Source organism: Amycolatopsis sp. lyj-90, assembly GCF_046549035.1.
Lineage (GTDB): Bacteria > Actinomycetota > Actinomycetes > Mycobacteriales > Pseudonocardiaceae > Amycolatopsis.
This window is the reverse complement of record NZ_JAJPWP010000001.1, coordinates 117,788-141,216: the sequence shown is the minus strand read 5'-3', so window position 1 is coordinate 141,216 and position 23,429 is coordinate 117,788. Positions and strand designations below refer to the sequence as shown.

The window sequence follows — 23,429 nt, the reverse complement described above, 5'->3', positions numbered from 1 at the left end:
ATTCAAGGCCGGCGGAGCGGAACACAATTCGAACTCGTTGTCTTCAGCGAGCGATCGAGAGGGCGAAAGGGGCAAATCCGTCGGCCCGGATGACGTGCGGTACGAACAGGACCGCGGCTTCGGTGGCCCGCGCGGTTTCGATTCCACCGAGGTCCGTGATCCACTCCGGACGCCAGCCGAGGTCCGTGAGCAGTCGTTTTACCGTTTGCTTGGCCTGCGGGTCCTGACCGGAAAGGAACGCGGTGGGCGGCTGGGTCAGCGAAGCGGGCGCGGTCATCACCGAATACAGCATCGTGTTGAGGCTTTTGACGACACTGGTGTCGGGAAGCGCGTCCTGAAGGTGCTCCGCGAGACTCGAGCCGGGGTAGAGCAGACCGGCGGGCAGTCCGTCCGGTCCTTCGGTGGTGGCGTTGGAGACGTCGACGAGGATCTTGCCCCGCAGTTGTTCTCGCAGCGCGGCCAGCCGCTCGAGGGAATCCGCGCCCGGCGTGGCGTTGATGACGATCTGCGCCTTCTGAGCCGCTTCGGCGGCGGCACCCGGTGTGCTGTCCGCAGCGGACACCTCGTGTCCCGCCTTGACGAGTGCGGCGGCGAGAGTGCCTCCGACGCGGCCCTTTCCCAGTACGGCGATCATCTTTACTCCAGTTTTGTAGGTTGTGGACGGTCAGCGGGAAAGCGTGGCGACGGCTTCGGCGTGCACACCGGGCGCGGCGGCCAGGAAACTCCCGCTCGCGGGGCTCCAGGGGTGGCCTTCGGCGTCGGAGATCCGGCCGCCGGCCTCGGCCACGAGCAGCGCCCCGGGAAGCAGGTCGGCGCGAGCGCCGGCGAACTGCCAGAAAGCGTCGACGCGACCGGCGGCCACGTTCAGCAGGTGCAGCGTCGCGGGAACGGAAGTACGCACCACGAGCGCTTCACGAAGCATCGCGGTGATCGAGGAGCCGACGCGCCGCACGACCGCTTCGTCCTCGTCCGGCCTGGCCTGGCTGGTGGCGACGAGGCTCAAGCCCAGGTCCGCGGTGTCGGACACGCGCAGCGGCAGGCCGTCACGCCAGGCTCCGCCGCCCGCGAGCGCGGTGTGGGTCTCGCCGGTCAGCGGCTGATGGACCGCGGTGAGCACCGGCTGGTTGTCGCGTACGAGAGTGGCGGTGACCGCCCATTCCGGCAGGCCGTGCAGATGGTTGATGTTGCCCTCCACCGGATCGACGACCCACCACTCGCCGGAAGGCAGCACGCCGCCGTCGAGTTCCTCCTCCACCCATTGGGCGTCCGGGCGCAGGCTCGTGAGGCGGGGGCGCAGCACTTCGAGGGCCGCTGCGTCGTTGGCGGCGAGGACGTCCATCAGTTCGTCGCGGGTCCGGTAGCGGGCCACCTCTCCGAAGCGCTCGAGCAGGACCGCGCCTGCCGCACGCGTGGCCGTCGCCGTCTGGGCGAGGAGATCTGTTCCGGGCATGACGGTTTTCCCATCCTGAGCAAGGGTCTCGGGGGTCGATCGGCCCCTCACTCACGAAGGTAGGTGCGCATTCAATTAACAGCAACTGCATGTTAGGCACGGTTAAGATGATTCTCATGCACTTGGATCTGAACCTGCTGTCGTCGCTCGACGCCTTGCTCGAAGAAGGCAGCGTGGCCGGGGCGGCCGAGCGCCTGCACGTCACCGCGCCCGCGATGAGCCGGAGCCTCGGCCGGATCCGGCGCACGACCGGGGATCAGATCCTGGTGCGCACCGGGCGCACGATGACCCCGACGCCCTACGCGATCGCCGTCCGGCAGCAAGTGCACGAACTCCTCCAGGAAGTCCGCGGCGTACTGGCACCGAGCCGCGAACTCGACCTCACGACGCTCGAACGCACCTTCACTCTCCGTTGGCACGATTCGCTGGTCGCCCTCGCGGGCCCGGCCCTGCTCAGGGCCGTGCGCGACCAGGCACCGGGCGTGCGCCTGCGTTTCATCGCGGAATCGAGCACCGACACCCCGGGGCTACGCCGCGGCGAGGTCGACCTCGAGGCGAACGCGGGCCACCCGGCCACGCCCGACATCCGTGCCGAGAAGGTGGCGGAAACCCGCCACGTCGTCGTCGCGCGGCAAGGACACCCGCTCACCGCCGCGCAGTACGCCGCGGCCGAGCACGTCACCGTCTCGCGGCGCGGAAGGCTCGAGAACACCCTCGACGAGGCTCTCGCGCAGCTCGGGCTCACCCGGCGCGTGGTGGCGTCCGCCCCCACCGAGGCGGCCGCGTTCGCTTTCGTGCGTGGCGGGGACTTCCTCGCCACGGTCCCCGAATCCACCGCCCGCTCGGCGGCCGCAGACCTCGGTCTCGCCCTGCTCCCGCTCCCCCTCGAACTGCCGCCTGCCGCGGTGTACCTGTCCTGGCACCAGCGTTACGACACCGACCACGCACACCGCTGGCTGCGCGATCTCGCCCGGACAGCGTTCGCCGACGCCGGCTAACGGATCAGGCCCGCGGCACGCAGCTCGGTCCAGACCTGCGCGGGAACCTCCACGGCGAAGGACTCCAGGTTGCGCCGCGCCTCCTCCGCGGACCGCATCCCCACCGCGATACCGGCGACAGCCGGATGCTGCAGTGGGAAGGCCATGGCGACCTGAGGAAGCGTCACGCCGTGCGCCTCGCACACATCGGCGATCCTGTTCGCGCGCCCCAGAACATCCGGTGTCACGGCCTCGTAGTCGAAGTACGCTCCCGCGTCCGGCCGCGGGACGGCGAGCAGCCCGGAGTTGAAGATCGACGCCGCGATCACCGAGACCCCGCGGTCCTCGCAAGCGGGCAAGAACGTGTCGAGCGCGCTGTGATCGAGCAGCGTGTAGCGGCCGGACTGCATGACCACGTCGACATCCGCTTCCCGCACCAACGTGGTCAGCATGGCCGTGTCGTACATACCGGCGCCGATCGCGCCGACGACCCCTTCCGACCGCAGCTCCGCGAGCGCCGGATAGCCCTCGCGCAAGGCGTCGTCGAAGAACTCCTCGGCGTCGTGCAGGTACAGCACGTCGATCCGGTCCAGGCCCATCCGCTCCAGCGAGTCCTCGACACTGCGCCGGATCCCGTCACGAGTGAAGTCGCGTACGCGGGAATGTGTTGCGGGAACGTGGAAACCGGCCGGATCCAGCTTCCCGCCCGCGTCCTGCGGCACCAGCAGTCTGCCGACCTTCGTCGACAGGACGAAGGAATCACGCGGCCGCCCGCGCAGGAATTCACCGATCCTGCGCTCGGAATGCCCGATCCCGTAGTGCGGAGACGTGTCGTAGTACCGAATCCCGCCGTCCCACGCCGCGGCCAGCGCCCCGGCGGCCGTCTCGTCGTCCAGCGGCGCGAACAGCCCGCCCAGCGGCCCGCCGCCGAACCCCAGCCGCGTCACTTCGACGCCGGTGTTCCCCAGTCGTTTCGTTTTCATCCCCGGCCCGTCTCCCTTGATCGGCTCGCGGGCCACGTTGCCATAGTGCGGCGATCTTCACCTCAGGTTTTCGAGTGGGGCTAATCCCCCGTACCGCGATGAACCTCGCAGTCCGGATTCGGGCATTCGGCCGCGTGCCGCGCATTCCAAGCCGCGAGCATCGAGTCGTGCCGCCGGCTGAAGTCCGCGTCCCGCCGCGCCTGCCACACCGACGGGGCCACCCTGCTGACGACGAGGAGTTCGTGGGGCGCGTAGTCGTTGTTCGTGCCGGTCACTTCGAGCCCGGCGGCGGTGAGGATCTTCCGGATCGCCTCGGCCATCGCCTCGCCGATCGTGGACAACAGCCGCGAGAACTCCGCGCATTCCTCGCCTTCCCGATGCGGGTCTTCGGCCCAGGCCTGCTGGCTCGCGTCGAGGAGGACTTGGTGTTCCCGCCAGTCGACGAGCACGCCGTGCAAGTCCGGCAGGTCGACCGTCACGACCGCCCCCGCGGTGCCAGTCGGATGCTCACCGGGAGCGACCGGCAGCCCGGCTGCCGCCAGCTCGGCCTGGACGATGTCGCGCAAGGTCTCCAACCGAAACCGTCGGTCGGGTTCGATTCCAGCGGGTGTTTCCGTCATGCCGCCATCTTCTCCGGCACCACCGACAAAATCACCGCGGTCCCCAGTCCGCGCAGGACACGACCTCGAATCCCCGGCTGGGGAAGACTGCGTCGACGAAGAAGTCGTGGATCGCCGTGTCGCCGTCGGCGCACCCGTCGCGCAGCACGGTCACGTGGTAGCCGCGGTCCGCCGCGTCGTAGCACGTCGCGGCCACCATCGCGCTGGTCGCGACCCCGGCGATCACGACGGTGTCGACGCCCCGGGAGCGGAGCACGAGATCGAGATCGGTCCCGGCGAACGCGCTGGCACGGCGTTTCACCACGACGACGTCTTCGGCGGCGACCGGCAGGGTGAGCTCGGTCCCGGCCGAGCCCTCGTGGAAGGTGTCCCCGGCGTCGTGGAACGACTTGAACAGCGCGTTGCCCGGCGGCAGGTCGGCGCCGTTGCCCCGAAGCGCGAAGTGGACGAACACCACGAGAGCGCCTGCCTCGCGAGCGCGGGGCAGCAGGTCCGTGAGTGGCGGCAGTACTCGCTCGGCGAACGGGTAGTTGCCCGTGATGCCTCGCTGGAGGTCCCCGATGATCAGCGCGGTGGTCATGACGGGAAGTTACCCGAACGTCCGTATCTTGAGGAGAAGGGCAACGTGGCGTGCTCGCGGGCGGGTCGCGCCGAGCCTTCGGCGTCGCGGATCTGGTCGGCCGAGAGCCAGCCGCATCCTGACCGTCCACAGAGGACACCGTTAGGCAAGCAAAAGTCCGATTGATGCCCATATGTACGCTTTGCAACAAGGGTCGTGAGTGGCAATGCGCGTTCTAACCCTCTTTATCACTCACGACCCCCACGAGAACCGCACATATAGTCATCAACCGGACATGTAGTCGCCAGAGAGTGTCCCTTGTGGACACTCGGGGAACGACCGGCGCCCGCTGGCCAGTCCAGAGCCATGCCGTGAAGGCCACCCTCGGCCTTGAAGCCAGCGAAGGGGCCCTTAATCACAGAGGCTCGATCACGCCACATTTGACCTACCCCCCAATAGAACCCGAAACGCCACTCACGACCAACCCGACCTCCATGAGCGCCACACCAGCTTTCCGGGGTGTCGCGAAAGCCACTTTCGGGACGTCCGATGTCCCGAAAGTGGCTTTCACGACACCGCCGCTCGGCATCGGACGCGACGAAAGACGCCTTCATCCCGTCTCCGGCCTCGCCCACGAACACGCCACCTTGATTTACCCGAACGTCCGTATACAACCGGCCTCGCGACTGGCTAGCCTCCGCGAGTGAGGATCAAGAGTGTGCTGCTCGCCGCACTGGTGACCGTCGGCATCGTGGTTCCCCCTCCCCCACTCGCGCCGGCCGCCGCCGAGGCGGACCCGTCGGCCTGGGTCGCGCCGCTCAGCACCCGCGGCCGCTACATCGTCGACGCGACGGGCAACCGCTTCAAGTTGAAGTCCGCCAACTGGCACGGCGCGAGCGGTACGTGGACCGGATCCGGCGACGTGAACGACCCGGCCGCCCACCACGCCGGTGAGATCGCCTACCAGACCCCGCTCGGGCTGGACCGGGCCTCGATCGACACCGTCATCGACGGACTGGCGGGTCTGGGCCTGAACAGTGTCCGGCTTCCCTTCTCCAACGCGATGATCCACGACACCACTCCGGTTCCCGCTCTGCCTGCGAACCCGGAGCTGCGCGGCCTGACCCCGCTGCAGGTCTACGACCGCGTCGTCGCGCGGCTGACCGCACGCGGCTTCGCCGTGATCCTCAACAACCACACCACGACCTCACGCTGGTGTTGCGGTCTCGACGGCAACGAGCGCTGGAACACCGCGCAAACCGAGCAGCGGTGGCAGGACGACTGGCTGTTCATGGCCCGCCGCTACGCCGCGAACAAGCGGGTGGTCGGCGCCGACCTGTACAACGAGGTCCGCCGCAACGTGTTCGACGATCCCAACTGGGGCTGGGGAAACGGCACGGATTGGCAGCGCGCGAGCCAGCACGTGGCCGACCGCATCCTGACCGAAGCCAATCCCGATCTGCTGCTCATCGTCGAAGGGATCAACTGGACCGGACTGCCCGTGGACGGCCTTCCCCACGGACGGCCCACGCTCGAGCCCGCACGCACGCTCTCGCATACGCTCGTGGACTCCGGGAAACTGGTCTACGCCGCGCATTTCTACGGCTACACCGGTCCGAACCATTCGGGAGCGACCGGCACCGGCGAGACCCACGACCCGCGCTACCGGGATCTGTCGCCCCAGGAACTACGCGATGTCCTTTACCGGCAGGCGTTTTTCGTTTCGGCGGAGACCGGCAAGCATTACACCGCGCCGCTCTGGATCAGCGAGTTCGGCGAAGGCAGGCACACCACCGATCCGGCGAGCCGTGCCTGGTTCGAGAACTTCGTCGGCTACCTCGCCGAGACCGATACCGACTTCGCCTATTGGCCCGCGGTCGGTTTCCACGAAGGCGGCGGGGGCAACGGGTGGGCGTTGCTCTCGTGGGACACCGGCGGCCGCCGTGCCGACGTGCTCGACGGCACGGACTGGCGTGGCCCCGCTTGGCGGCGCCTGGTGAACTCGCCGTCCCGCACCGGGCAGATCCCGGCGACCGAGCGCTGGTCGATGCTCACCCTCGACCACGCCGATTTCCAGGCCTCCCGCTCGGTCCGCGCGATGGCGGACTGGAATCCGGGCGCACGCAAGGGTGCCTGCCCCGACGGCCAGCGGCTCACCGGGCTTTCCCATACCGGCAACCGGGGTCTGTGCACCGGCGCGCTCGCCGTTCCGGCCGGGTACGCCGTGGTCCGCGGAGAGACCTATGTGGACACTGACTGGGCGTCCGGCTACACCAAGGTGCAATGCCCGCCCGACCACGCCGCCGTCGGCTACAGCGTCACCGGCTCGGCGTTCTCCGCCCTCCTGTGCGGCCGGTCCGCCACTCCGCTGGGCCGCGCCGGACGGACGGTCTGGTTCGACCGCGGTGACAACCGTCCGTCCGGGACGCCCGGCGGCGACTTCGCGTCGGGCCACTACAAGGGTCAGTGCGCACCGGGCGAATACGTCGCCGGCGTCGCGTACACCGGCCGCGTCGGCTCGAACCGCACCCCCGACGCGCTGCTTTGCCGCGCCTGAGCGATCAGGCGACGAAGATACAGAACGGATGCCCCGCCGGATCCGCGTAGACGCGCAGTGGTTCGTCCGGGTCGTCGCTGCGGTCGAGCAGCAGGCGCCCGCCGAAGTCGAGGACACGGCCGTGCTGCGCGTCGAGTTCCTCGACCGAGTCCACGGTCAGGTCCAGGTGCAGTTGCTGGGGAATCGGCTCGGCCTCCGGCCAGCTCGCTTCGGGCAGCCGATCGACCTGCTGGACGGCGAGTTGCGTCCCGCCCTGGGGATTCCTCAGTACCAGCCAGTCTTTGCCGCGCTCGTCCTCGACGCCGGGCGGTGGCGACTCGTCGCCGGGGCGGTAGTTCCACACCAGCAGACGCCGGTAGAACTCCGCCAATGCGCGGGCATCGGTGCCGTCCAGCACCACCTGACGGAACGTCGGACCTCGCTCAACCATCCCGATCACCTCCGGATCGCACGGTAGCGCGTCGATCGAGAACGGTGAGAACCTCCTCGCACCAGCGGATGTTCTCCTGCTCGAAGGCGATGCCGCGGGCGAGGGTCAGATACGGGCCGACACGAGGCGAGGCGACGAGGAACTCCGCCTCGGTGGACTCACCGAGCAGACGGTCCCGGAGCCGCTCGAACCGCTTGAGCTTCGTTTCGGCGGTGGCCATCCTGTCCGCGACGGCCCGCCGGATCGCCTCGTCATCGCCCGCTTCGACGGCCTGGATCTGCACCAGCAGTTCGTCGCGGATCGCCGTCGGCTTCGGCGCACGCGTGGTGAAGCCGGCGAGTTCGGCCGCGCCGTCGTCGGTCAAGGAGAACAGCCGTTTGTTCGGCCGTCGCCGCTGTTCGACGACACGTGCCGTCACGAGGCCCTGCGTCTCCATCTTGTCCAGCTCCCGGTAGAGCTGCTGAGGCGTCGCGGTCCAGAAGTTGGCGACCGAGGCGTTGAAGCTCTTCGCCAGGTCGTAGCCCGAAGACTCGCCTTCCAAGAGCATCGCGAGGATCGCGTTCCGCAGCGCCATGACCCGATGATAGTCACCAGCGGATTAGTCGCAAAGTTGACTAGTCACTTTGATGGACACCGGTGCGGTGATCACCTACGCTCGGCGTCATCTACTCAACAAGTTGACTATGAGGTGAGCGTCATGACCACGTTCCGTCAGGCCGTCGAAGCGAAGGACGCCGCCGCGATCGAGGCGCTGCTCGCCGACGACGTGGTCTTCACCAGCCCGGTGGCGTTCAAGCCCTACCAGGGCAAGGCGATCACCGCCGCGATCCTGCGCGGGGTCCTGCGCGTGTTCGAGGACTTCCGCTACGTCCGCGAGATCCAGGACGGCGCTCACCACGTCTACGAGTTCGAAGCGACGGTCGACGGGCTTCAGATCAACGGGTGCGATCTCCTGACCTTCGACGACGACGGCAAGATCGCCGACTTCAAGGTGATGGTCCGGCCACTGCGGGCCGCGGAGGCGCTCGCGGGGCGCATGGGTGCCCAGTTCGAGGCCATCAAAGCGGACGCGCTCGGCTGAGCGCGCCTACTTCTCCTGCCGTCGCACCATTTCGGCGATCCAGGCGGGCGCGAACGGCGACGTGCAGTTCGGCGGGGTCGGATAGTCCTTGAGCACCTCCAGGCGCTCGCCGATGTCGATCGCCCGGGCGCGGTACCCGGCGTGCTCGATCCCGATCTGCGCCAGGCAGTGGTTCATCGCCCACTGCAGGCGATCCGGCGCGTCTTTCATCCCCGATTCGATGATGTCGAGCAGTCGCGTGAGGTCGAGGCCCTCGGGTTTCTTCGCCACGCGGTCGGTGGTCAGCGCCCAACCCGCACTCGCGACCACGGGATCCGGATCCGCGAACCAGGCCAGGCGCAGCTCTTCGGCGTGCGGATTCTTCTTGACCACATAGTTCACGAGCCAGTCGTGCACCTTCGGAGTGCGCGCCTCGCGCACCATCCGGTCCAGGTCCTCGCCTTCGAACGCCTTCGGACGGCAGATCAAGAGCGCGAGCAATTTCGCCGCGGTGTCGTCCGTTTCCCAGAGTTCGCGCGCCAGCTCTTGCTGTGTCTTCAGCCGCTTCGCGAGCGCACGCAGCTTGCCGAGGTTCACGCCGTGGTCGTCACCGTGTCTCTCGTTGACTTCGCGTGCCCGCGGGTCCTCGAGCGCGGCCAGTTCGGCCAGCACCTCGTCCCTCGTCGTACCGGTCACGTAACCCTCCCGTCTCGGCGCGTGAGATCCAGCCTAAGGAAGCGGGCCGATGACCGGCCCGGCAGCGCTCATCCGGCGTGCCGGGCCGCGGGACTGCTACGGTTGGCTCGTCGCGGTTCAGACACCAGCCGCCGGGCCCCCTTCTTTGGGTCCGGCATGCCTTCTGGCTCAAGCCGGACCCCATACCGGCAAGGAGTCAACTTGACCGACTATCGCGCACCAGCCTCCGATCCACCCCGACCGGCCCGGAGATTCGTGTCCCCGCTCGACATCTCGGTCACCGCTTCCGGCACCGACACGGTGGTCACCGTTTCCGGCGAAATCGATCTCGCCGTCTCGGACGGCGTGCGACGGGCCTTGGAGGAAGAACTCCGGTTCACGCCCGCGGCGCTGATCGCGGACCTGTCCGCCGTCACCTTCTGCGATTCGTCCGGTTTCACGGCCCTCGTCCAGATCCGGGCGAAGACCGAAGAAGCGGGCATCCCCTTCATCCTGGTCACCCAGGAACGAGCCCTGCTGCGCCCGATGTCGCTTCTCGGCCTCGACGCCGTCTTCAACGTGCACCCGACCATCGATTCGGCACGGGACGCGCTCGTTCGCTGACAAGCTGTCATGATGGCTGGTTGTGACGGGTGACAAGGATCCAGGATTCCGCATCGGCGGACGTCCGCTGGCGGAACGGCTGACCGAAGTCCTGCCGTCGCTCGCGAAGACGGTGCTCTCCGAGATCGTCTCCCGGATCCCGGAATACGGCCTGTTGCCCGCCGAGGAACTCAGCGGTGACATCACGCATGTGATCGAACAGAACCTGCGTTCGTTCATCGACACCCTGCGCACCGGGGCCACCCCGGCACGGGAGGAACTCGACTTCCTCCGCGAATCGGCCGCCCGGCGCGCGGAAGAGGGTATCCCGATCGACATCGTGCTCACCGCCTATCACGTCGGCATCCAGGTGGTCTGGGCGTCGCTGACACCGGACGCGCGCCCGGAGGAGGTCGCCGACGTCCTGGCCGTCAACGCGCTGACCCTGCGCTACCTCGAGGTGGTCACCCCCGCGGTCGGCGCGGGATACCTCGACGAACGCCAGACGATGTTCGACGACGAGCGTTCGGCACGGCACACGGTGCTGTCCGCCCTGCTCGACGGCGACCCCGCGGACGTCGCGGCCGGGCAGGCGGGCCTGCGCCTGCCACCGTGCTACATCGTCCTCGCCGCGACGGTCGGTGCGCATCCCGACGAAGAGGCCAACGGCGTCGATCCGCTGGTCGCCGGGCGCCGGAAGCTCCGGCGGCTGCGGGTCGAACTGGAGCGGCAGATCCGGGGCACCGTGCTGACCTCGCTCACCCCCGAGGGCGGCATCGCCTTGCTGCCGCACGAAACACCGGCCGACGAACTGTCCCCACACGACTGGGCGCGCCTGGAGCGGGTCCTCACCGACGTCGCCCGCACGGCGGGCGCGGAGGTCATCGCCGGAGCCGCCGCGACAGACCCGGCCGGGGTGCCCGCCGCGGCGAAACTCGCGCAGGAGGTACTCGCGGTCGCCGCCGGATCCGGTCGGCCACCCCGGCTGTACCGGCTCGACGACGTGCTGCTCGAATACCAGCTTTCCCGCCCCGGTCCGGCCCTCGACAGGCTGGCTGCCCGGCTGGAACCGTTGGGCGGCAACGAAGAACTCCTTCAGACGCTGGAGACCTTCCTCAGCCGCGGCGGACGGCGGCAGACCGCCGCGGTCCTCCACGTCCATCCCAACACCGTCGACTACCGGCTGCGCCGGATCGCCGATCTCACCGGGCTGGATCCCACCCGGCTCGAGCACATCGCCCTGCTGAGCGCGGCTCTTTCGGCCCGGTCCGCCAAAGGCGGCTGATGTTCCCCATGTCGCATCTGAGTCGCTGAGCGTCTCGAATGCGACATGGGGAACCGGACCGGGATCAGCCCGCCGCCCGCACGATCGCGGCGCCGAACACCGCCATCCCCTGCGCGTTCGGATGCAGCGGGGCCGCGGCGTGCGCCGGGATCAGGCCTTCGAGGTACCGATCGCGCGGGGCGGCGCAGATGTCGTGCCCGATGGTGAGCGCGGCGAAGTCGACGAACGTGGCGCCGCGGGCCTCGGCTTGCTTCCGGGCGGTGGAGCTGATCAGGTCCATCACGCTCTGCAGGTAGTTCGCGTCCCGCGCCCAGACCGGCTGCACGGGGTAGCAGCCGTTGCGCCGGACATAGGTGCCGTACCCGGTGACGAGGATCTTCGCGTGCGGCGCCCGCACCCGGATCTCGTCGAGCGCGGCGCCGAATTTCGGGGCCCACGCCCGGATCGAGTCGCCCAGCGGGTCCTTGCCGCCCGCGGTGAGCCGGTCCGCGCACGAGAGCCCGGCCGGTTCGGGCAGGAGGTTGATGCAGCTGAGCGCCTGCTGGAACAGTCCCGAATCGTTGGCGCCCATGGTGATCGACACCAAACCCGTCGACGGCTTGAGTGCGTCGAGCTGCGGAGCGAGGATGCCGAACCGCCGGTTCGCGAGATCGGCCGTCACCGCTCCCGAACACGAAACGTCGGTCAGTTCGGCCCCGAGTGTCTTCGCGGCGAGAGCCGGGTAGTCGTGATCCGAACGCAGGCACAGCAGATTGGGATCCTGGTTCGGGACGAGCGGCCCGGCCGCGGCCGAATCGCCGAGGGCGACGTACTCCAGCCTGGCCGCCTCCGCCGGGATCGCCACCGCGGTCACCGCGATCCCCGCCGCCAAAGCCACCAAACCCGCCCTGAACCGCCTGCTCGGCCTCATGCCGCCTCCAACGTCGTTGTTGTTACCGCGCGGTAATGTGTCTTCACATCTTGCGCGGGGCGAGGCGGTGCGGAGGTGGGGAATTCCCCAGACTTGCCGGGACGTCGTTGTGACGCGTCACCAAGGACGTCCGCAGGGGCGAAGTACCTGATGACAACGGACGCTTGAAGATCCGCCCGAACGGGTACTCACCGTTTGCCGGAGGTGAGGACCGATGTCGCACGCACAGCAGGGAAACGGCCCCGTGGTGACCGGATTCGACGGCTCGCCGGAGGCCCGCCGCGCCGTCGCCTGGGCGGTCGCCGAGGCGAAGACCCGCGGACGCGGCCTGGTGCTGGCGTACTGCGTCAAGGATCGGTTGCCACCGCCGGGTTCCGACCCCGTCGCGGCCCCGCTCACGCAGGTCGTCCCGGAGGCTGCCGGCGAACCCGCGGGACGGCGACTGCAAGACATGGCCGAGGAACTCCAGCGCACCGATCCGGATCTCGAAGTCCGGACCGTCGAGCGCGGAGGCACCCCGGACGAGGTCCTGGTGTCGATCGCCGACGAGACGGACGCGGCGATGATCGTGCTCGGCGAATCCCACACCGGGGTGTTCGCCCGCGCCGTGACCGGCTCGACCGAAGCCGAGGTCACCCAGCATGCCGGACGGCCGGTGGTCGTCGTCCGTGGCGAGGAGCCCCCGCCGGACGGGCCGGTGATCCTCGGGGCCGACGGCACTGAGCAGAGTGCGCAGGCGGCCGGATTCGCGTTCGACTTCGCGGCGAGGCACGGCCGGGTCGTGCACGCGGTCCACGCGGCGCGGCTCTCCATCTGGGGGCCCGCGAGCGAACCGCTGCTCGGCGGTCCGGTGATGGATCCGGTCCAGCCGATCCCCCAGGAGATCGCGGACCAGCTCGTCGAACAGCAGCTCAAGCCTTGGCGGGAGCGCTATCCGGGGGTGCCGGTGGAGATCGTGCACGGCGTCGGGCCGACGGCGCAGGCGCTGACCGTGCAGTCCAGCGAGGCGGCGTTGCTGGTCCTCGGCCGGAGCGACCACGGGAGCCTTCGGCGCCTGTTGCTGGGCTCGGTCAGCGATGACGCGCTCCACCACGCCCACTGCCCGGTGGCGGTGGTGCGCTCGTAACGCCTCAGGCGGAACCGTCCAGCGGGGCGGCCAAGCCGCCGAGCAGCCGTTGCGACGCCCGGAGTTCCTGTGCCATCAGCAATCCGGCGGCCCGGGCGCGAGCGAGGACCAGGCCGACCTCCGCCACGGTGTCCCAGGCCTCGGCCGACGGCCCGGTGCTCGGGAGGCCGCCGTCCAAGAGCCTTTCTTCGAGCTGCTCCTGGAGTCCGGGCAGGAGGTGGGCGAGGTCGTCGGACAGCCGGCGCAGCGCGCCGAGCGTCCGGTTGAGATCGGCCGCGGAGTCGAGTTCGTCGTCCTGCACCCGGCGGTACAGATGACGCACCACGGAAGAGGCCTGCGCGGCCAGCAAGTACGGCGGTTCCGCCGAGACGGGGTCCATACCCGGTGAATACCCGGAACCGGTATCGGGAAAACAGGTTTACCGGGGACCCCCGGTGGCTATCCCGCGTTCGTGACCGGTGATGAACTCACTTTCGGTATCGAAGAGGAGTTCTTCGTCGTAGACCGCGAAGGACATCTCTCCCTCAGCGGCAACGTCGTCGTCGACTCCGCGGAAGAAGCCCAAGGAGAACTGCAGCACGAACTCACCCTTTCCCAGGTCGAATCCGCGACCGGTATCTGCCGGACGCGCGACGAGGGGTTACACCAGCTGAAAGCCCTCCGCGCCGAGCTCGCCGAGGCGGCGGCTCAGCGGGGCTCTCGCCTCCTCGCCTGCGGAAGCCCGCTGATGGCCGAAGCCGAGTTGCCGTCGATCACCCCGCACCCCCGCTACGAGCAGATGGCCCGGCACTTCGGCGCCACCGCGCGCACCACGTCGACCTGCGGCTGCCACGTCCACATCGCGATCCCGGACCGGGAAACGGGTGTCCGGTTGATCAGGCGGATCCGGCCCTGGCTGCCCGCGCTGCTCACGCTCACGGCGAACTCCGCGATCTCGGACGGCATCGACACCGGCTACAGCAGCTGGCGGTATCAGCAATGGACCAGATGGCCGTCCGCGGGCCCGCCACCGGAGTTCACCTCACTGGACCACTACGAGAGCATCGTGGACGCCTGGCTGCGCGCGGGCGCGATCCTCGACCGCGCGATGGTCTATTGGGACGTAAGGCTTTCCGAGGGGCAACCGACGGTCGAGTTCCGGTTCTCCGACGTGGCGTCGACGCCGGACGAGGCGGTCCTGCTCGGCATCCTGATCCGGGGACTGGTCACCACTGTCCTCGACGAGGGCGAGCCTGCCTCCCGGCTGTCCAACGAGGTGCTGCGCGCGCATCTTTGGCGTGCCTCCCGCGAAGGGCTTTCCGGTCAGTGCCCGCATCCGGTCACGGGGGACCTCGCCCCGGCACCGAAGGTCGTCGACGACGTCGTGGCCTTCGCGGCGTCCGCGCTGGAAGCGACCGGCGACCTGGATTTCGTCCGCGACGGTTGCGCGCGGCTGTTCGAAAGCGGGAACGGCGCGGACCGGCAACGGAGGCGGTTCGAAGAGCGGAAAAGCCCTGAGGATGTGGTGGACCTGTTCGTCGTCTGACCCGCCGGTTTGGTTGCGGTGACCGGCGCGCCGGCGTCCCTGCTCCGCCGAGGCTGCCCGCGCCGGTCCACCTCGCGGCCGGTGGTCGCACAACCACGCTTCACCGGCCGCTGCCCTCCGGTTACCCGCTCGTCCGGAGTTAAACCTGATCGCGGGGGATCGTCCGGTGCCAGTTCCGGGAGAACGTCCTTCGCTCGCCTTCATAACCGTCGAGCTGGGCGTCGATCACGAACTCCGTGCGGGTGCAGGAAACCCGCGTACGGGTCTCGGACCTGGCTTCCCAGTCTCCGCGGGCAAAGGTCATCGACCACGCCGTTTCCGCCACCGGGGAACAGAAGTCGTCGGCCACCCACGAGTACCGCTCGAACACGTTCCTGGTGACGTCGAGATCGATGTCGTCGAACCGGACCTTGCCTTCGTTCTTCACGATCTCGAGCGCGGACCGGTAATGGATCAGATCACGGGAGACCGTCCAGCGCTGTTCACCGGGTTCGATCTGGGTCGCGGGCACCGGTACGGCGCCTTCGGGTTCGCCGAACGGCCGCGCCGGGACCTCGTCCGCCTCCGCCATCGGGCGCACCGGCAGTGTGAGCGTGCTCTGTCCGGTGTGGACGGTCACCATCGCCGGTTCCGGCGGCGGCCACGCCAGCGGCCAGTACGACGACGAGATCGACAGCCGGATCCGGTGCCCGGCGGGGAAGGCCTGCGCGACGGCGTTGAGCTCGACGCGGACCCGGTACGGCTTGCCCGGTTCCAGCGGCTCGGGCTCGTCGTGCCCGTCCCGGTGGGTCAGGTTCAGCAGGCCGTAGGTCACCCGCGTGGCCCGGCCGTCCGGGGCGACGTCGGACAGCCGGACGGCGACCTGCGCCACCGGCTTGTCCGCGGAGACGTCCAGCTCCACCACCGGGGAGCCGAGGATCTCGCACGGCTCGGTGAGTTCGTCGGTGTCGAAGACGAGGGAGCCGCCATCCTCTTCTCGCTGGTCGTAGGGCAGGTCAGGCGGCGCGCTGTAGGACGCCCACTTCCCGGCGAACTGGCCGACCGACAGCGGCGACTCGACCGGCAGCGCCTCCACCGGGACCTCCTCGCCGGGGCGGGCGATCCGGTGCCGGGCGAGCCGGTGGGCGGACGGGTGCACATGCGGAGAAGGCCAAGACGGCTCCCCCACCCAGCGGCCGGGGCGGTCCTCGTACGAGGTCGACGGCGGCACGCTGTCCTGCATCCAGGTCTGCAGCATCGGCCTGTCCATGACGCCGTTCTCGACGTCTTTCAGCCAGTGGTCCCACCAGCGCACCAGCTCCTGCAGATACCCGATGGCCGGGCCGGGCTGCCCCAGATGCGGGTACTTGTGCGACCACGGCCCGATCAGCCCGCGTCGCGGCACGTCGAGATTGGCCAGCAGACGGGAGACGGCGTTCGAGTAGCCGTCCGCCCAGCCGCTGGACGCGAGCACGGGCACCTGGACGTCGCTGTAGTTCTCGCAGACCGACGCGTGCCGCCAGTAGTCGTCACGACGCTGGTGTCCCAGCCATTCCCCGACCCAGAGGTCGCAGTTCTCCAGGCGTTCGTGCCACAGTTCGCGCCATCGATCCCCCGCCAGCGCGGGATCGGGCGGCAACGTGGCGTAGGCGAACATCGTGGAGGCCTCGGCGACGTTGTCCGAAAGCAGGCAGCCGCCCATGTAGTGCATGTCGTCGGCGTACCGGTCGTCGGTGAACGACGAGATCGCGATCGCGGTCAGGCTCGGCGGTTTGCGCGCGGCCACCTGCAGGGCGGCGAACCCGCCCCACGAGATGCCCATCATCCCGGTCCGGCCCGAGCACCACGGCTGGCCGGCGATCCAGGCCAGGACGTCTTCGGCGTCGAGTTGCTCCCGTTCGAGGTACTCGTCGGCGAGCACGCCCTCCGATTCCCCCGTGCCCCGGATGTCCACGCGCACACAGGCGTAACCGTGCCCCGCGAGATACGGGTGGTGCACGGAGTCCCGCACCGAGGTCAGGTCGCGGTGCCGGTACGGGATGTACTCGAGGATCGCCGGGACCGGTTCACCGTCCGAGGCGACCGGCCGCCAGATCCGGGCCGACAGCCGGACGCCGTCGGAGACCGGGATCCAGACGTGGTCTTCCCCGGTGATCTCGTACGGTAGCGAAGCCACCGTCCGCATGGGCTATCCCTCCTCGAAGTCGAACCGCAGCGCTTCGGTGCACTTGCGGTACTTGCTTTCCATCTCCCGCTGGGTCTGCGCCGCGACGAAGACATGCGCGAGTTCGTAGCTGTAGCTGTCCTGCGCGGGCAGTTCCGAGAGCCGTGCCCCCTTCTCCGGCACCACTTCGATCCTCACGCCGGGGATCTCCGCCTCCAGCTCCGCGATCTCGCCCCGGGTGGGCACGCGGGTGACCAGCCCGTCACGGAAGCGGCGGTGGTACCACTTGCCCGCGATCCGGTAATCGCCCCGGTTCCGCCGCGCGCCGGGATCCTGCCCGAGCCCCAGCTGGACCATGATCTGGTGGTTCGCCACCCCGTCGACGTACTCGAACAGCTCGGCGTGGGACTGCGAATGCCGCGGATTGATCTCCAGCAGGCAGGCCTGCCCGGATTCCGGGTGGCAGAAGAACTCGACGCTGAACGTGGCGTTGTCGAAGCCGATCTGCTCCATCACGCGGACGGAGATCTCCTTCATCCGCTCGACGGCGTCCTCGGGCAGCTGCGACGGGTACTGATGCCTCAGGAAACAGGTGGAATCGGGGTAGTTGACCGAATCGAGGGCCCCGTACACCGTGACCTGTCCTTTGTAGACATATCCTTCGGTCGCGGCCTGTACCCCGCTGAGCTCTCCCTCCGCGAGGCACGCCGATCCCCCGATGTCGGCCACTTCCGCGGGGAGCTCGATCGTGCCGAGAACGCGGTCGAAGGGCTTGCCGACCCTGTCGACACCCGCCCGGATCTCGGCGACGGCCTTGTCGAACCCGTCCTCGTCGGCCACGTGGAAGGCGAGCTCTGACGAGAACGACTTCACCGGCTTGAGCCACATGGGGTAGCCGACACCGTCGGGCGGCCGGGGGTCTTCGCGATCGAGATCGACGATGCCGAACGACGGCACCTCGTCGATCACCTTCGCCTGTTCGAGCCTGCTCCAGTACTTGTGCTCGCATTTCAGCACCGCCTCGAGCGAAACTCCCGGCAGGCCGTATTTCTCGCACAGCATCGCCACCATCGTCGAAGACGGGAAATCCCAATAGCTGACTATTGCGTCGATCGGCCCAACGAAGGCGTCCAAATGCGACACGGCCTTGTCCATCAACCCGACGATCGGGATTTCGCCGTGCTGGAGTTCTTCGGGCGACAGCAAGGGATGGAAGCGGTACCGCGCGGCACCGGGGATCCGTCTCAGCACGTCTTCGTTGGCATCGTCGAGACCGATGACAAAAATGTTCTTTTCCTCTGGGGACCTGGAGGATGTGTTCATGGGCGAGTGCTACCCGTTCGGGTGATCCAGAAAACCCGGACGGCTCTGGTTTGCCCGCGTTGTCCGCCGGGAATCCGGCCGCCATGACGGAGTTGCCCGGAACGCGTTCACTGTGGCTCGACACCGCTCCCGCTCCCGATCGCACCGGTACGCCGCTGCCCTCGGAGGTCGATGTCGCCGTCCTCGGCGCCGGCATAGCCGGTCTCACCACGGCGTATCGCCTGGCGAAGGCGGGCCGTTCGGTGCTGGTCCTGGAGGCGGATCGCGTCGCGGCGGGCGTTTCCGGGCACACCACGGCGAAGATCAGTGCCCAGCACGGGCTGAAGTACGCCATGCTCGCCAAGAGCAAGGGCGCCGAAGCCGCGGCGATGTACGCGTACACGCAGACAGCCGCTTTGGGCTGGATCGAGTCCACCTCAGCCGAACTCGGCATCGACTGCGGCTTCACCCGCGCCGAAAGCTTCGTCTACACGACCAAGCTCGAGACCGTGGAAAGCCTTGAGCGAGAGGCGGAAGCGGCCGCCGAGGCGGGCCTACCCGCGACCTACGTCACCTCCATCGACTTGGACGTCCAGGCCCTCGGCGCGGTGAAGTTCGCTTCACAGGCGCATTTCCACCCGCGCCGCTGGCTACTCGGGCTCGCCGACGCGATCGAACGGGCGGGCGGCACGATCGTCGAAGGTGTCCGCGCGGAAGGGGTCGACGAACTCGGTGGGACCAAGGTGCGCACCAGTTCCGGCGACGTGCGGGCCGAGGAGGTCGTGGTGGCGACCCACTACCCGGTCTTCGACCGCGGCCTGTACTTCGCCCGGCTCGACCCGGTTCGCGATCTGGTGGTCGCCGGGCCGGTCGAGGGGAACCCGCCGGAAGGGATGTACCTCGACGCCGACACGCACCATTCCGTGCGGAGCTACCTCAACGACGGCGTCCCCTACGCGGTCGCGGGTGGCGAGCACTACCGTGTCGGCGACTCCGTCGACGTCGAGAGCCGCTACGAGCGGCTGGCGGGCTGGGCGAGCGAACACGCCGCCGTGCACCGCGTCACCCACCGGTGGTCCGCCCATGACCTGTCCACTGTGGACTCGGTGCCGTACGTCGGGCGCTATCACCCGGCGAGCCGCCACCTCTGGGTCGCCACCGGCTTCGGCCAGTGGGGCATGACGGGCGGGACCGCGGCGGGGATGTTGCTGGCGGACCTGCTGACCGGACGCGAAAATCCTTCGGCGGACCTGTACGACCCGAACCGCTACGACCTCCGTTCCGCGATCTCGACCGTGGAGAACACCATCACGGTGGCGAAGTTCCTGGTGGGCGACCACCTCAGCGCGTTGCGCAAGCCCGCGTCCCTCGACGAACTCGCGCCCGGCGAGGCCAAGGTGACCAGGGACGGCGGCGAACTCGTCGCCGCCTACCGCGATCCCGACGGTGACCTGCACACCGTCGGCGCCCACTGCACCCACCTCGGCTGCCTGGTCGCGTTCAACAACGCGGAGCGGACCTGGGACTGCCCCTGCCACGGTTCACGGTTCGGCCTGGACGGGTCGGTGATCCAGGGCCCGGCCGTGCGGGCGCTGCCGGAGAAGCGAGGGCGGCGATGACCGGCATCGGCGTCGAAGAGGAGTTCCTGCTGGTCGACCCGAGAACGGGGGTGAGCTGCCCGCGCGCAGAGGCGGTGATCGCCCGGCATCGGGCTTGTTGTCCGCTGCCGGTCGGCGCGTCGGTACACCGGGAACTCCGGCTGACGCAGATCGAGGCGGTCACCGGCGTCTGCACCACCGCCGACGAGCTGTACGAGCACCTGACCGCGGGCCGCCGGACGCTGGCCGAAGCGGCGGCCGGCGAGGACTGCGCCATCATCGCTTCCGGCACTCCGCTGTATCCCTCGCCCGAACGGGACCTCGGCCTCGACGACCGATACGGCAAGATCGACGCCCTGTACGCCGGTGTGGTCGAGGCGTACGAGGCCTGCGGCTGCCACGTGCACGTCGGCGTGCCCGACCGGGAGACCGCGGTCGCCGTCGTGAACCATGTGGCCGAATGGCTGCCCACGTTGCTCGCGTTGTCGGCGAATTCACCGTTCAGTGGCGGCCGGGACACCGGGTACGGGAGCTGGCGGACGGTGGAGCAGAGCCGGTTTCCCGGCTCGGGTATCGCGCCGTACTTCACGGACGCCGCCGCGTACGAGGAACAGGTCGGGAAGCTGGTGGACTGCGGGATCCTGGTGGACGGGAACCAGACCTTCTGGCTCGCCAGACCGTCGTCGCGCTGGCCGACGGTCGAGATCCGGGCGGCCGACACCGCCTCCACTGTGGACGAAGCCGTCCTGCAGGCCTTGCTGACCCGAGGGCTGGTGCGCACCGCGCTCACCGATCTCGACCGCGGGGTGGAGGCCGTACCGCTGGATCCGCAGATCGCCGCCGCCGCGGTGTGGTCGGCCGCCCGGCACGGTCTCTCCGGCCCCGCGATCGACCCGGTGACGGAGAAGCCGGTGCCGGCGGGCGACCGGGTCGCCGCGTTGCTCGCGCACGCCGGACCGGCGCTGGAGGACACCGGCGACCTGGCACTGGTGCGCACGCTGCTCGACCGTCTGGAACGGGAGGGCACCGGTGCCGACCGGCAGCGCCGGGCCGCCGCGGACGGGGACGTCGCGGTGTTGCGGATGCTGACCGGGGAAACGGTTCCGCTCGTGTAGAGCGGGTACCCGGGGGGCATGACGACGATCGACCGAGAGGTGGCCGCGAGGCTGCCCGAGATCCGCGGCCCGCTTTCCGCCGCCGTGGTGAACACCCTGGCAGGCGGTCGCCGGGACGATTTCGACCACGACGCGGTGATCGGAGCCGATCCCTTCGGCGAAGATCTGCAGCTCGCGCTGCACGTCTGCTACGAACTCCATTACCAGGGTTTCGACGGCGTCGACGACGGCTGGGAATGGGACCCTCGCCTGCTCGGCTTCCGGTCCGGTCTGGAGCAGGCGTTCCTGGACGGCATCCGCGCCGCGGTACCCGGTGGGGACGACGTCCAAGGGCTGCTCGACGAGATGCTGGTCGAGCCCGTCGACGGAGAGGGTGTTTCGCACTTCCTGCGCGACAAGGGCGAATGGTGGCATGTCGAGGAGTACTTCGCGCATCGGTCGATCTACCACCTCAAAGAGGCCGATCCCCACGCCTGGGTGATCCCGCGGCTGCGGGGCCGGGCCAAGGCCGCGCTGGTCGCCGTGGAGTTCGACGAATTCGGTGGCGGGCGGGCCGAACAGGCGCATTCCCGCCTGTTCGCGGATCTGCTGACCGCGGCGGACCTGTCCGACGGCTACCTCGCCTACCTCGACCACGTCCCGGCCTGCACGCTCGCGACGGTGAACATGATGTCGCTGTTCGGCTTGCACCGGCGCCTGCGCGGGGCGCTCGTCGGGCATTTCGCCAGTACCGAGATCAGCACCGGGCCTTCCGCCCGGCGGATGGACGAGGCGCTGGGGCGGCTCGGCGCGGCCGGGGAATGCCGGTACTTCTACACCGAGCACATCGAAGCCGACGCGGTGCACGAGCAGGTGCTCCGGCATGACGTCATCGGAGATCTGCTGGCGCGGGAGCCGGAACTGGCGGCGGACATCGCGCTGGGCATCCAGGCCACCGAACTGCTGGAGAACCGGCTGACCGAGCACCTGATGGGCGCCTGGTCGGCCGGCGAGACGTCACTGCTGAGGCCGTTGCTCCCCTTGCCGTGAGCGGCGGCGGTGGCTGGTGTCGCAGAAGGGAAAGCTCTTGCTGCGGCGACAGGCGCACAGCGCGACCAAGAACCGGTCAGAGGTCACCGTCTCGCCGTCCGGTGTGGTGATCTCGACCGGGCCCTCCACCAGTATCGGGCCGCCGGATTCGATCCGGACCCGTTTCCTAGTCATGGTTCACCATCGCGGTCATGCTCCGGGCTACCCCGGTCACGGGACGCCAAACGTCCACAATGGCCCGCCGCCGGGGAGGGTGTTTCGCGATGCCACCACGGGGTATCCGCCGCCAGGGGAACGGAGGCATACCCGATGGTCGTCGTGACCTGCCACACCCGCCGATGAAGATCGCGATGGTCTCCGCGCAGGCCAGTCCGCTCGCCGTCCTCGGCGACGGCCCGGTCGGACGACGGCACGTCCACATCGCCGAGCTGTCCGCCGCCCTGACCCGCGAAGGCCATGACGTCACCGTGTACACCCGCCGCGAGAGCCGCCGGACCCCGGCGACGGTCGAGACCCCGGACGGATACCGCGTGGTCCAGGTGCTCGCGGGCCCCCCGAAGCGGCTCCAGGAGGACGATCTCCTTCCGTCGCTGGGAGATTTCACCCGCGTCCTGCGCTCCCGCTGGACCAAGGACCGGCCGGACGTGGTGCACGCGCACTTCTGGTCGTCCGGGCTCGCCTCGCTTCTGGCGGCCAAGGACCTCGGTATCCCGGTGGTCCAGACCTTCCACACCCTCGGGACCGGAGCTGCGGACCGGACCCGGGTCGAGCGCATGATCGCCAAACAGGCGGGCCAGGTGGTGGCGACCTCGTCCGACGAAGTCCTCTCCCTCACCCGGCTGGGAATGCCCCGGGTGCGGGCCTCGGTCGTCTCCGGTGGCGTCGACCCGGCGAAGTTCACCGTGGACGGCGAAAGCGCGCGCCGTACCGCGCGGCACCGGATCGTGAGCGTCGGCGTCCCGGGTGCCGACGTCGTGATCACCGCTCTGGCGGCGTTGCCGGAGACGGAACTCGTCCTCGCCGGAAGTCTCACGGCCGAGGACGCGCGCCGTCTGCGCGGGACCGCCGAGCGGGCCGGGGTGGCGGGCCGGATGCGGACGGCGGGCTGGGTTCCGCGGGCGGACCTGCCCGCTCTCCTGCGTTCCGCCGACATCGTGGTCTGCGCGCCCCGCTCCGATCCGTCCGGTCTCGTCCCGCTCGAAGCGATGGCGTGCGGCGTGACCGTGGTGGCGGCATCGGTCGGCGTGCTCACCGAAACCGTGATCGACGGCGTCACCGGTTCGCTGGTGTCGCCGGGCAATCCCAAGGAACTCGTCGGTGCGCTACGGCGGCTGCTTTCGGACGGGTCGTCGCGGGAGACCTTCGGCGTCGCCGCACGCGACCGGGTCCTGGCGCGGTACTCGTGGGATCGCGTGGCGGTGGAGTGCACGCGAGCCTATGTGCTGGCAGCGCAGGGAGCTTCGACGCGCGTGTGAACCCGCG

The 23,429-nt window shown here is 69.1% G+C and carries 24 protein-coding genes; 11 read left to right on the top strand and 13 right to left on the bottom strand.

Features of this window, described 5'->3' with window-relative positions; translation table 11 throughout:
• Positions 1–43 precede the first annotated feature (43 nt).
• Both ACLJPX_RS00685 and ACLJPX_RS00680 read right to left on the bottom strand, forming a co-directional pair.
• Positions 44–634, bottom strand: coding sequence for an NADPH-dependent F420 reductase (locus ACLJPX_RS00685; protein WP_410598208.1), 591 nt, complete (start codon positions 632–634; stop codon positions 44–46).
• Positions 635–664: 30 nt separating this feature from the next.
• A complete protein-coding gene (locus ACLJPX_RS00680) occupies positions 665–1,450 on the bottom strand; it encodes an inositol monophosphatase family protein (protein WP_410598207.1) in 786 nt (261 codons plus the stop codon).
• A gap of 116 nt (positions 1,451–1,566) precedes the next feature.
• Between ACLJPX_RS00680 and ACLJPX_RS00675 the strand changes: the two genes are divergently transcribed.
• Positions 1,567–2,448 (top strand): LysR family transcriptional regulator, encoded by an 882-nt coding sequence (locus tag ACLJPX_RS00675; protein ID WP_410598206.1) that lies wholly within the window; start codon positions 1,567–1,569, stop codon positions 2,446–2,448.
• Here the strand turns inward: ACLJPX_RS00675 and ACLJPX_RS00670 are convergent.
• The 3 genes from ACLJPX_RS00670 to ACLJPX_RS00660 form a co-directional block, all read right to left on the bottom strand.
• Positions 2,445–3,410: an aldo/keto reductase gene (locus ACLJPX_RS00670; protein ID WP_410598205.1), complete on the bottom strand. Its 966-nt coding sequence runs from the start codon at positions 3,408–3,410 to the stop codon at positions 2,445–2,447. The genes ACLJPX_RS00675 and ACLJPX_RS00670 overlap by 4 nt on opposite strands.
• A gap of 80 nt (positions 3,411–3,490) precedes the next feature.
• Positions 3,491–4,030, bottom strand: coding sequence for a hypothetical protein (locus ACLJPX_RS00665; RefSeq protein ID WP_410598204.1), 540 nt, complete (start codon positions 4,028–4,030; stop codon positions 3,491–3,493).
• A 31-nt stretch (positions 4,031–4,061) separates the two neighbouring features.
• Positions 4,062–4,610, bottom strand: coding sequence for a cysteine hydrolase family protein (locus ACLJPX_RS00660; RefSeq protein ID WP_410598203.1), 549 nt, complete (start codon positions 4,608–4,610; stop codon positions 4,062–4,064).
• Between the two features lie 682 nt (positions 4,611–5,292).
• On the opposite strand from ACLJPX_RS00660, the gene ACLJPX_RS00655 reads away from it, so the two are divergent.
• Positions 5,293–7,146, top strand: coding sequence for a glycoside hydrolase family 5 protein (locus ACLJPX_RS00655; RefSeq protein WP_410598202.1), 1,854 nt, complete (start codon positions 5,293–5,295; stop codon positions 7,144–7,146).
• 4 nt (positions 7,147–7,150) lie between these two features.
• On the opposite strand, the gene ACLJPX_RS00650 is transcribed toward ACLJPX_RS00655, so the two are convergent.
• Both ACLJPX_RS00650 and ACLJPX_RS00645 read right to left on the bottom strand, forming a co-directional pair.
• Positions 7,151–7,576 (bottom strand): VOC family protein, encoded by a 426-nt coding sequence (locus tag ACLJPX_RS00650; RefSeq protein WP_410598201.1) that lies wholly within the window; start codon positions 7,574–7,576, stop codon positions 7,151–7,153.
• A complete protein-coding gene (locus ACLJPX_RS00645; protein WP_410598200.1) occupies positions 7,569–8,150 on the bottom strand; it encodes a PadR family transcriptional regulator in 582 nt (193 codons plus the stop codon). Before ACLJPX_RS00645 ends, ACLJPX_RS00650 begins: the two co-directional genes overlap by 8 nt.
• A 123-nt stretch (positions 8,151–8,273) precedes the next feature.
• Here ACLJPX_RS00645 and ACLJPX_RS00640 point away from each other — a divergent pair, with 123 nt between their 5' ends.
• A complete protein-coding gene (locus ACLJPX_RS00640; RefSeq protein WP_410598199.1) occupies positions 8,274–8,657 on the top strand; it encodes a nuclear transport factor 2 family protein in 384 nt (127 codons plus the stop codon).
• Positions 8,658–8,663: 6 nt separating this feature from the next.
• Here ACLJPX_RS00640 and ACLJPX_RS00635 read toward each other — a convergent pair whose 3' ends face one another.
• Complete coding sequence (locus tag ACLJPX_RS00635; RefSeq protein WP_410598198.1) at positions 8,664–9,332, bottom strand: DNA alkylation repair protein; 669 nt, start codon at positions 9,330–9,332, stop codon at positions 8,664–8,666.
• A gap of 255 nt (positions 9,333–9,587) precedes the next feature.
• Here ACLJPX_RS00635 and ACLJPX_RS00630 point away from each other — a divergent pair, with 255 nt between their 5' ends.
• Positions 9,588–9,935 (top strand): STAS domain-containing protein, encoded by a 348-nt coding sequence (locus ACLJPX_RS00630; protein WP_410598197.1) that lies wholly within the window; start codon positions 9,588–9,590, stop codon positions 9,933–9,935.
• Positions 9,936–9,957: 22 nt separating this feature from the next.
• Positions 9,958–11,199 (top strand): PucR family transcriptional regulator, encoded by a 1,242-nt coding sequence (locus ACLJPX_RS00625; RefSeq protein ID WP_410598196.1) that lies wholly within the window; start codon positions 9,958–9,960, stop codon positions 11,197–11,199.
• A gap of 64 nt (positions 11,200–11,263) precedes the next feature.
• Here ACLJPX_RS00625 and ACLJPX_RS00620 read toward each other — a convergent pair whose 3' ends face one another.
• Positions 11,264–12,109, bottom strand: a complete 846-nt coding sequence (locus tag ACLJPX_RS00620; RefSeq protein WP_410598195.1) for an SGNH/GDSL hydrolase family protein — start codon at positions 12,107–12,109, stop codon at positions 11,264–11,266.
• Positions 12,110–12,323: 214 nt separating this feature from the next.
• Between ACLJPX_RS00620 and ACLJPX_RS00615 the strand changes: the two genes are divergently transcribed.
• Positions 12,324–13,235: a universal stress protein gene (locus tag ACLJPX_RS00615; protein ID WP_410598194.1), complete on the top strand. Its 912-nt coding sequence runs from the start codon at positions 12,324–12,326 to the stop codon at positions 13,233–13,235.
• A gap of 4 nt (positions 13,236–13,239) precedes the next feature.
• Here the strand turns inward: ACLJPX_RS00615 and ACLJPX_RS00610 are convergent, their stop codons facing one another.
• Positions 13,240–13,614 (bottom strand): hypothetical protein, encoded by a 375-nt coding sequence (locus ACLJPX_RS00610; RefSeq protein WP_410598193.1) that lies wholly within the window; start codon positions 13,612–13,614, stop codon positions 13,240–13,242.
• Positions 13,615–13,686: 72 nt separating this feature from the next.
• Here ACLJPX_RS00610 and ACLJPX_RS00605 point away from each other — a divergent pair, with 72 nt between their 5' ends.
• Positions 13,687–14,760, top strand: a complete 1,074-nt coding sequence (locus ACLJPX_RS00605) for a glutamate--cysteine ligase (RefSeq protein ID WP_410598192.1) — start codon at positions 13,687–13,689, stop codon at positions 14,758–14,760.
• A 139-nt stretch (positions 14,761–14,899) separates the two neighbouring features.
• Here ACLJPX_RS00605 and ACLJPX_RS00600 read toward each other — a convergent pair whose 3' ends face one another.
• Complete coding sequence (locus ACLJPX_RS00600) at positions 14,900–16,924, bottom strand: CocE/NonD family hydrolase (RefSeq protein ID WP_410598191.1); 2,025 nt, start codon at positions 16,922–16,924, stop codon at positions 14,900–14,902.
• 3 nt (positions 16,925–16,927) lie between these two features.
• Positions 16,928–18,226, bottom strand: a complete 1,299-nt coding sequence (locus ACLJPX_RS00595) for an ATP-grasp domain-containing protein (protein ID WP_410598190.1) — start codon at positions 18,224–18,226, stop codon at positions 16,928–16,930.
• 83 nt (positions 18,227–18,309) lie between these two features.
• Here ACLJPX_RS00595 and ACLJPX_RS00590 point away from each other — a divergent pair, with 83 nt between their 5' ends.
• Genes ACLJPX_RS00590 through ACLJPX_RS00580 form a run of 3 tightly spaced genes read left to right on the top strand, consistent with a single transcriptional unit; the run spans position 18,310 to position 21,947 of the window.
• On the top strand, positions 18,310–19,824 hold the full coding sequence (locus tag ACLJPX_RS00590) for an FAD-dependent oxidoreductase (protein WP_410598189.1): 1,515 nt from the start codon (positions 18,310–18,312) through the stop codon (positions 19,822–19,824).
• Positions 19,821–20,918, top strand: a complete 1,098-nt coding sequence (locus ACLJPX_RS00585; protein WP_410598188.1) for a glutamate--cysteine ligase — start codon at positions 19,821–19,823, stop codon at positions 20,916–20,918. Before ACLJPX_RS00590 ends, ACLJPX_RS00585 begins: the two co-directional genes overlap by 4 nt.
• 18 nt (positions 20,919–20,936) lie before the next feature.
• The gene (locus ACLJPX_RS00580) at positions 20,937–21,947 is read left to right on the top strand and encodes an iron-containing redox enzyme family protein (RefSeq protein WP_410598187.1); all 1,011 of its coding nucleotides are present in this window, start codon (positions 20,937–20,939) and stop codon (positions 21,945–21,947) included.
• Here ACLJPX_RS00580 and ACLJPX_RS00575 read toward each other — a convergent pair.
• Complete coding sequence (locus ACLJPX_RS00575; protein ID WP_410598186.1) at positions 21,915–22,121, bottom strand: CDGSH iron-sulfur domain-containing protein; 207 nt, start codon at positions 22,119–22,121, stop codon at positions 21,915–21,917. The genes ACLJPX_RS00580 and ACLJPX_RS00575 overlap by 33 nt on opposite strands.
• A gap of 164 nt (positions 22,122–22,285) precedes the next feature.
• Here ACLJPX_RS00575 and ACLJPX_RS00570 point away from each other — a divergent pair, with 164 nt between their 5' ends.
• The gene (locus ACLJPX_RS00570) at positions 22,286–23,422 is read left to right on the top strand and encodes a glycosyltransferase (protein ID WP_410598185.1); all 1,137 of its coding nucleotides are present in this window, start codon (positions 22,286–22,288) and stop codon (positions 23,420–23,422) included.
• The last annotated feature ends 7 nt before the right edge of the window (positions 23,423–23,429 follow it).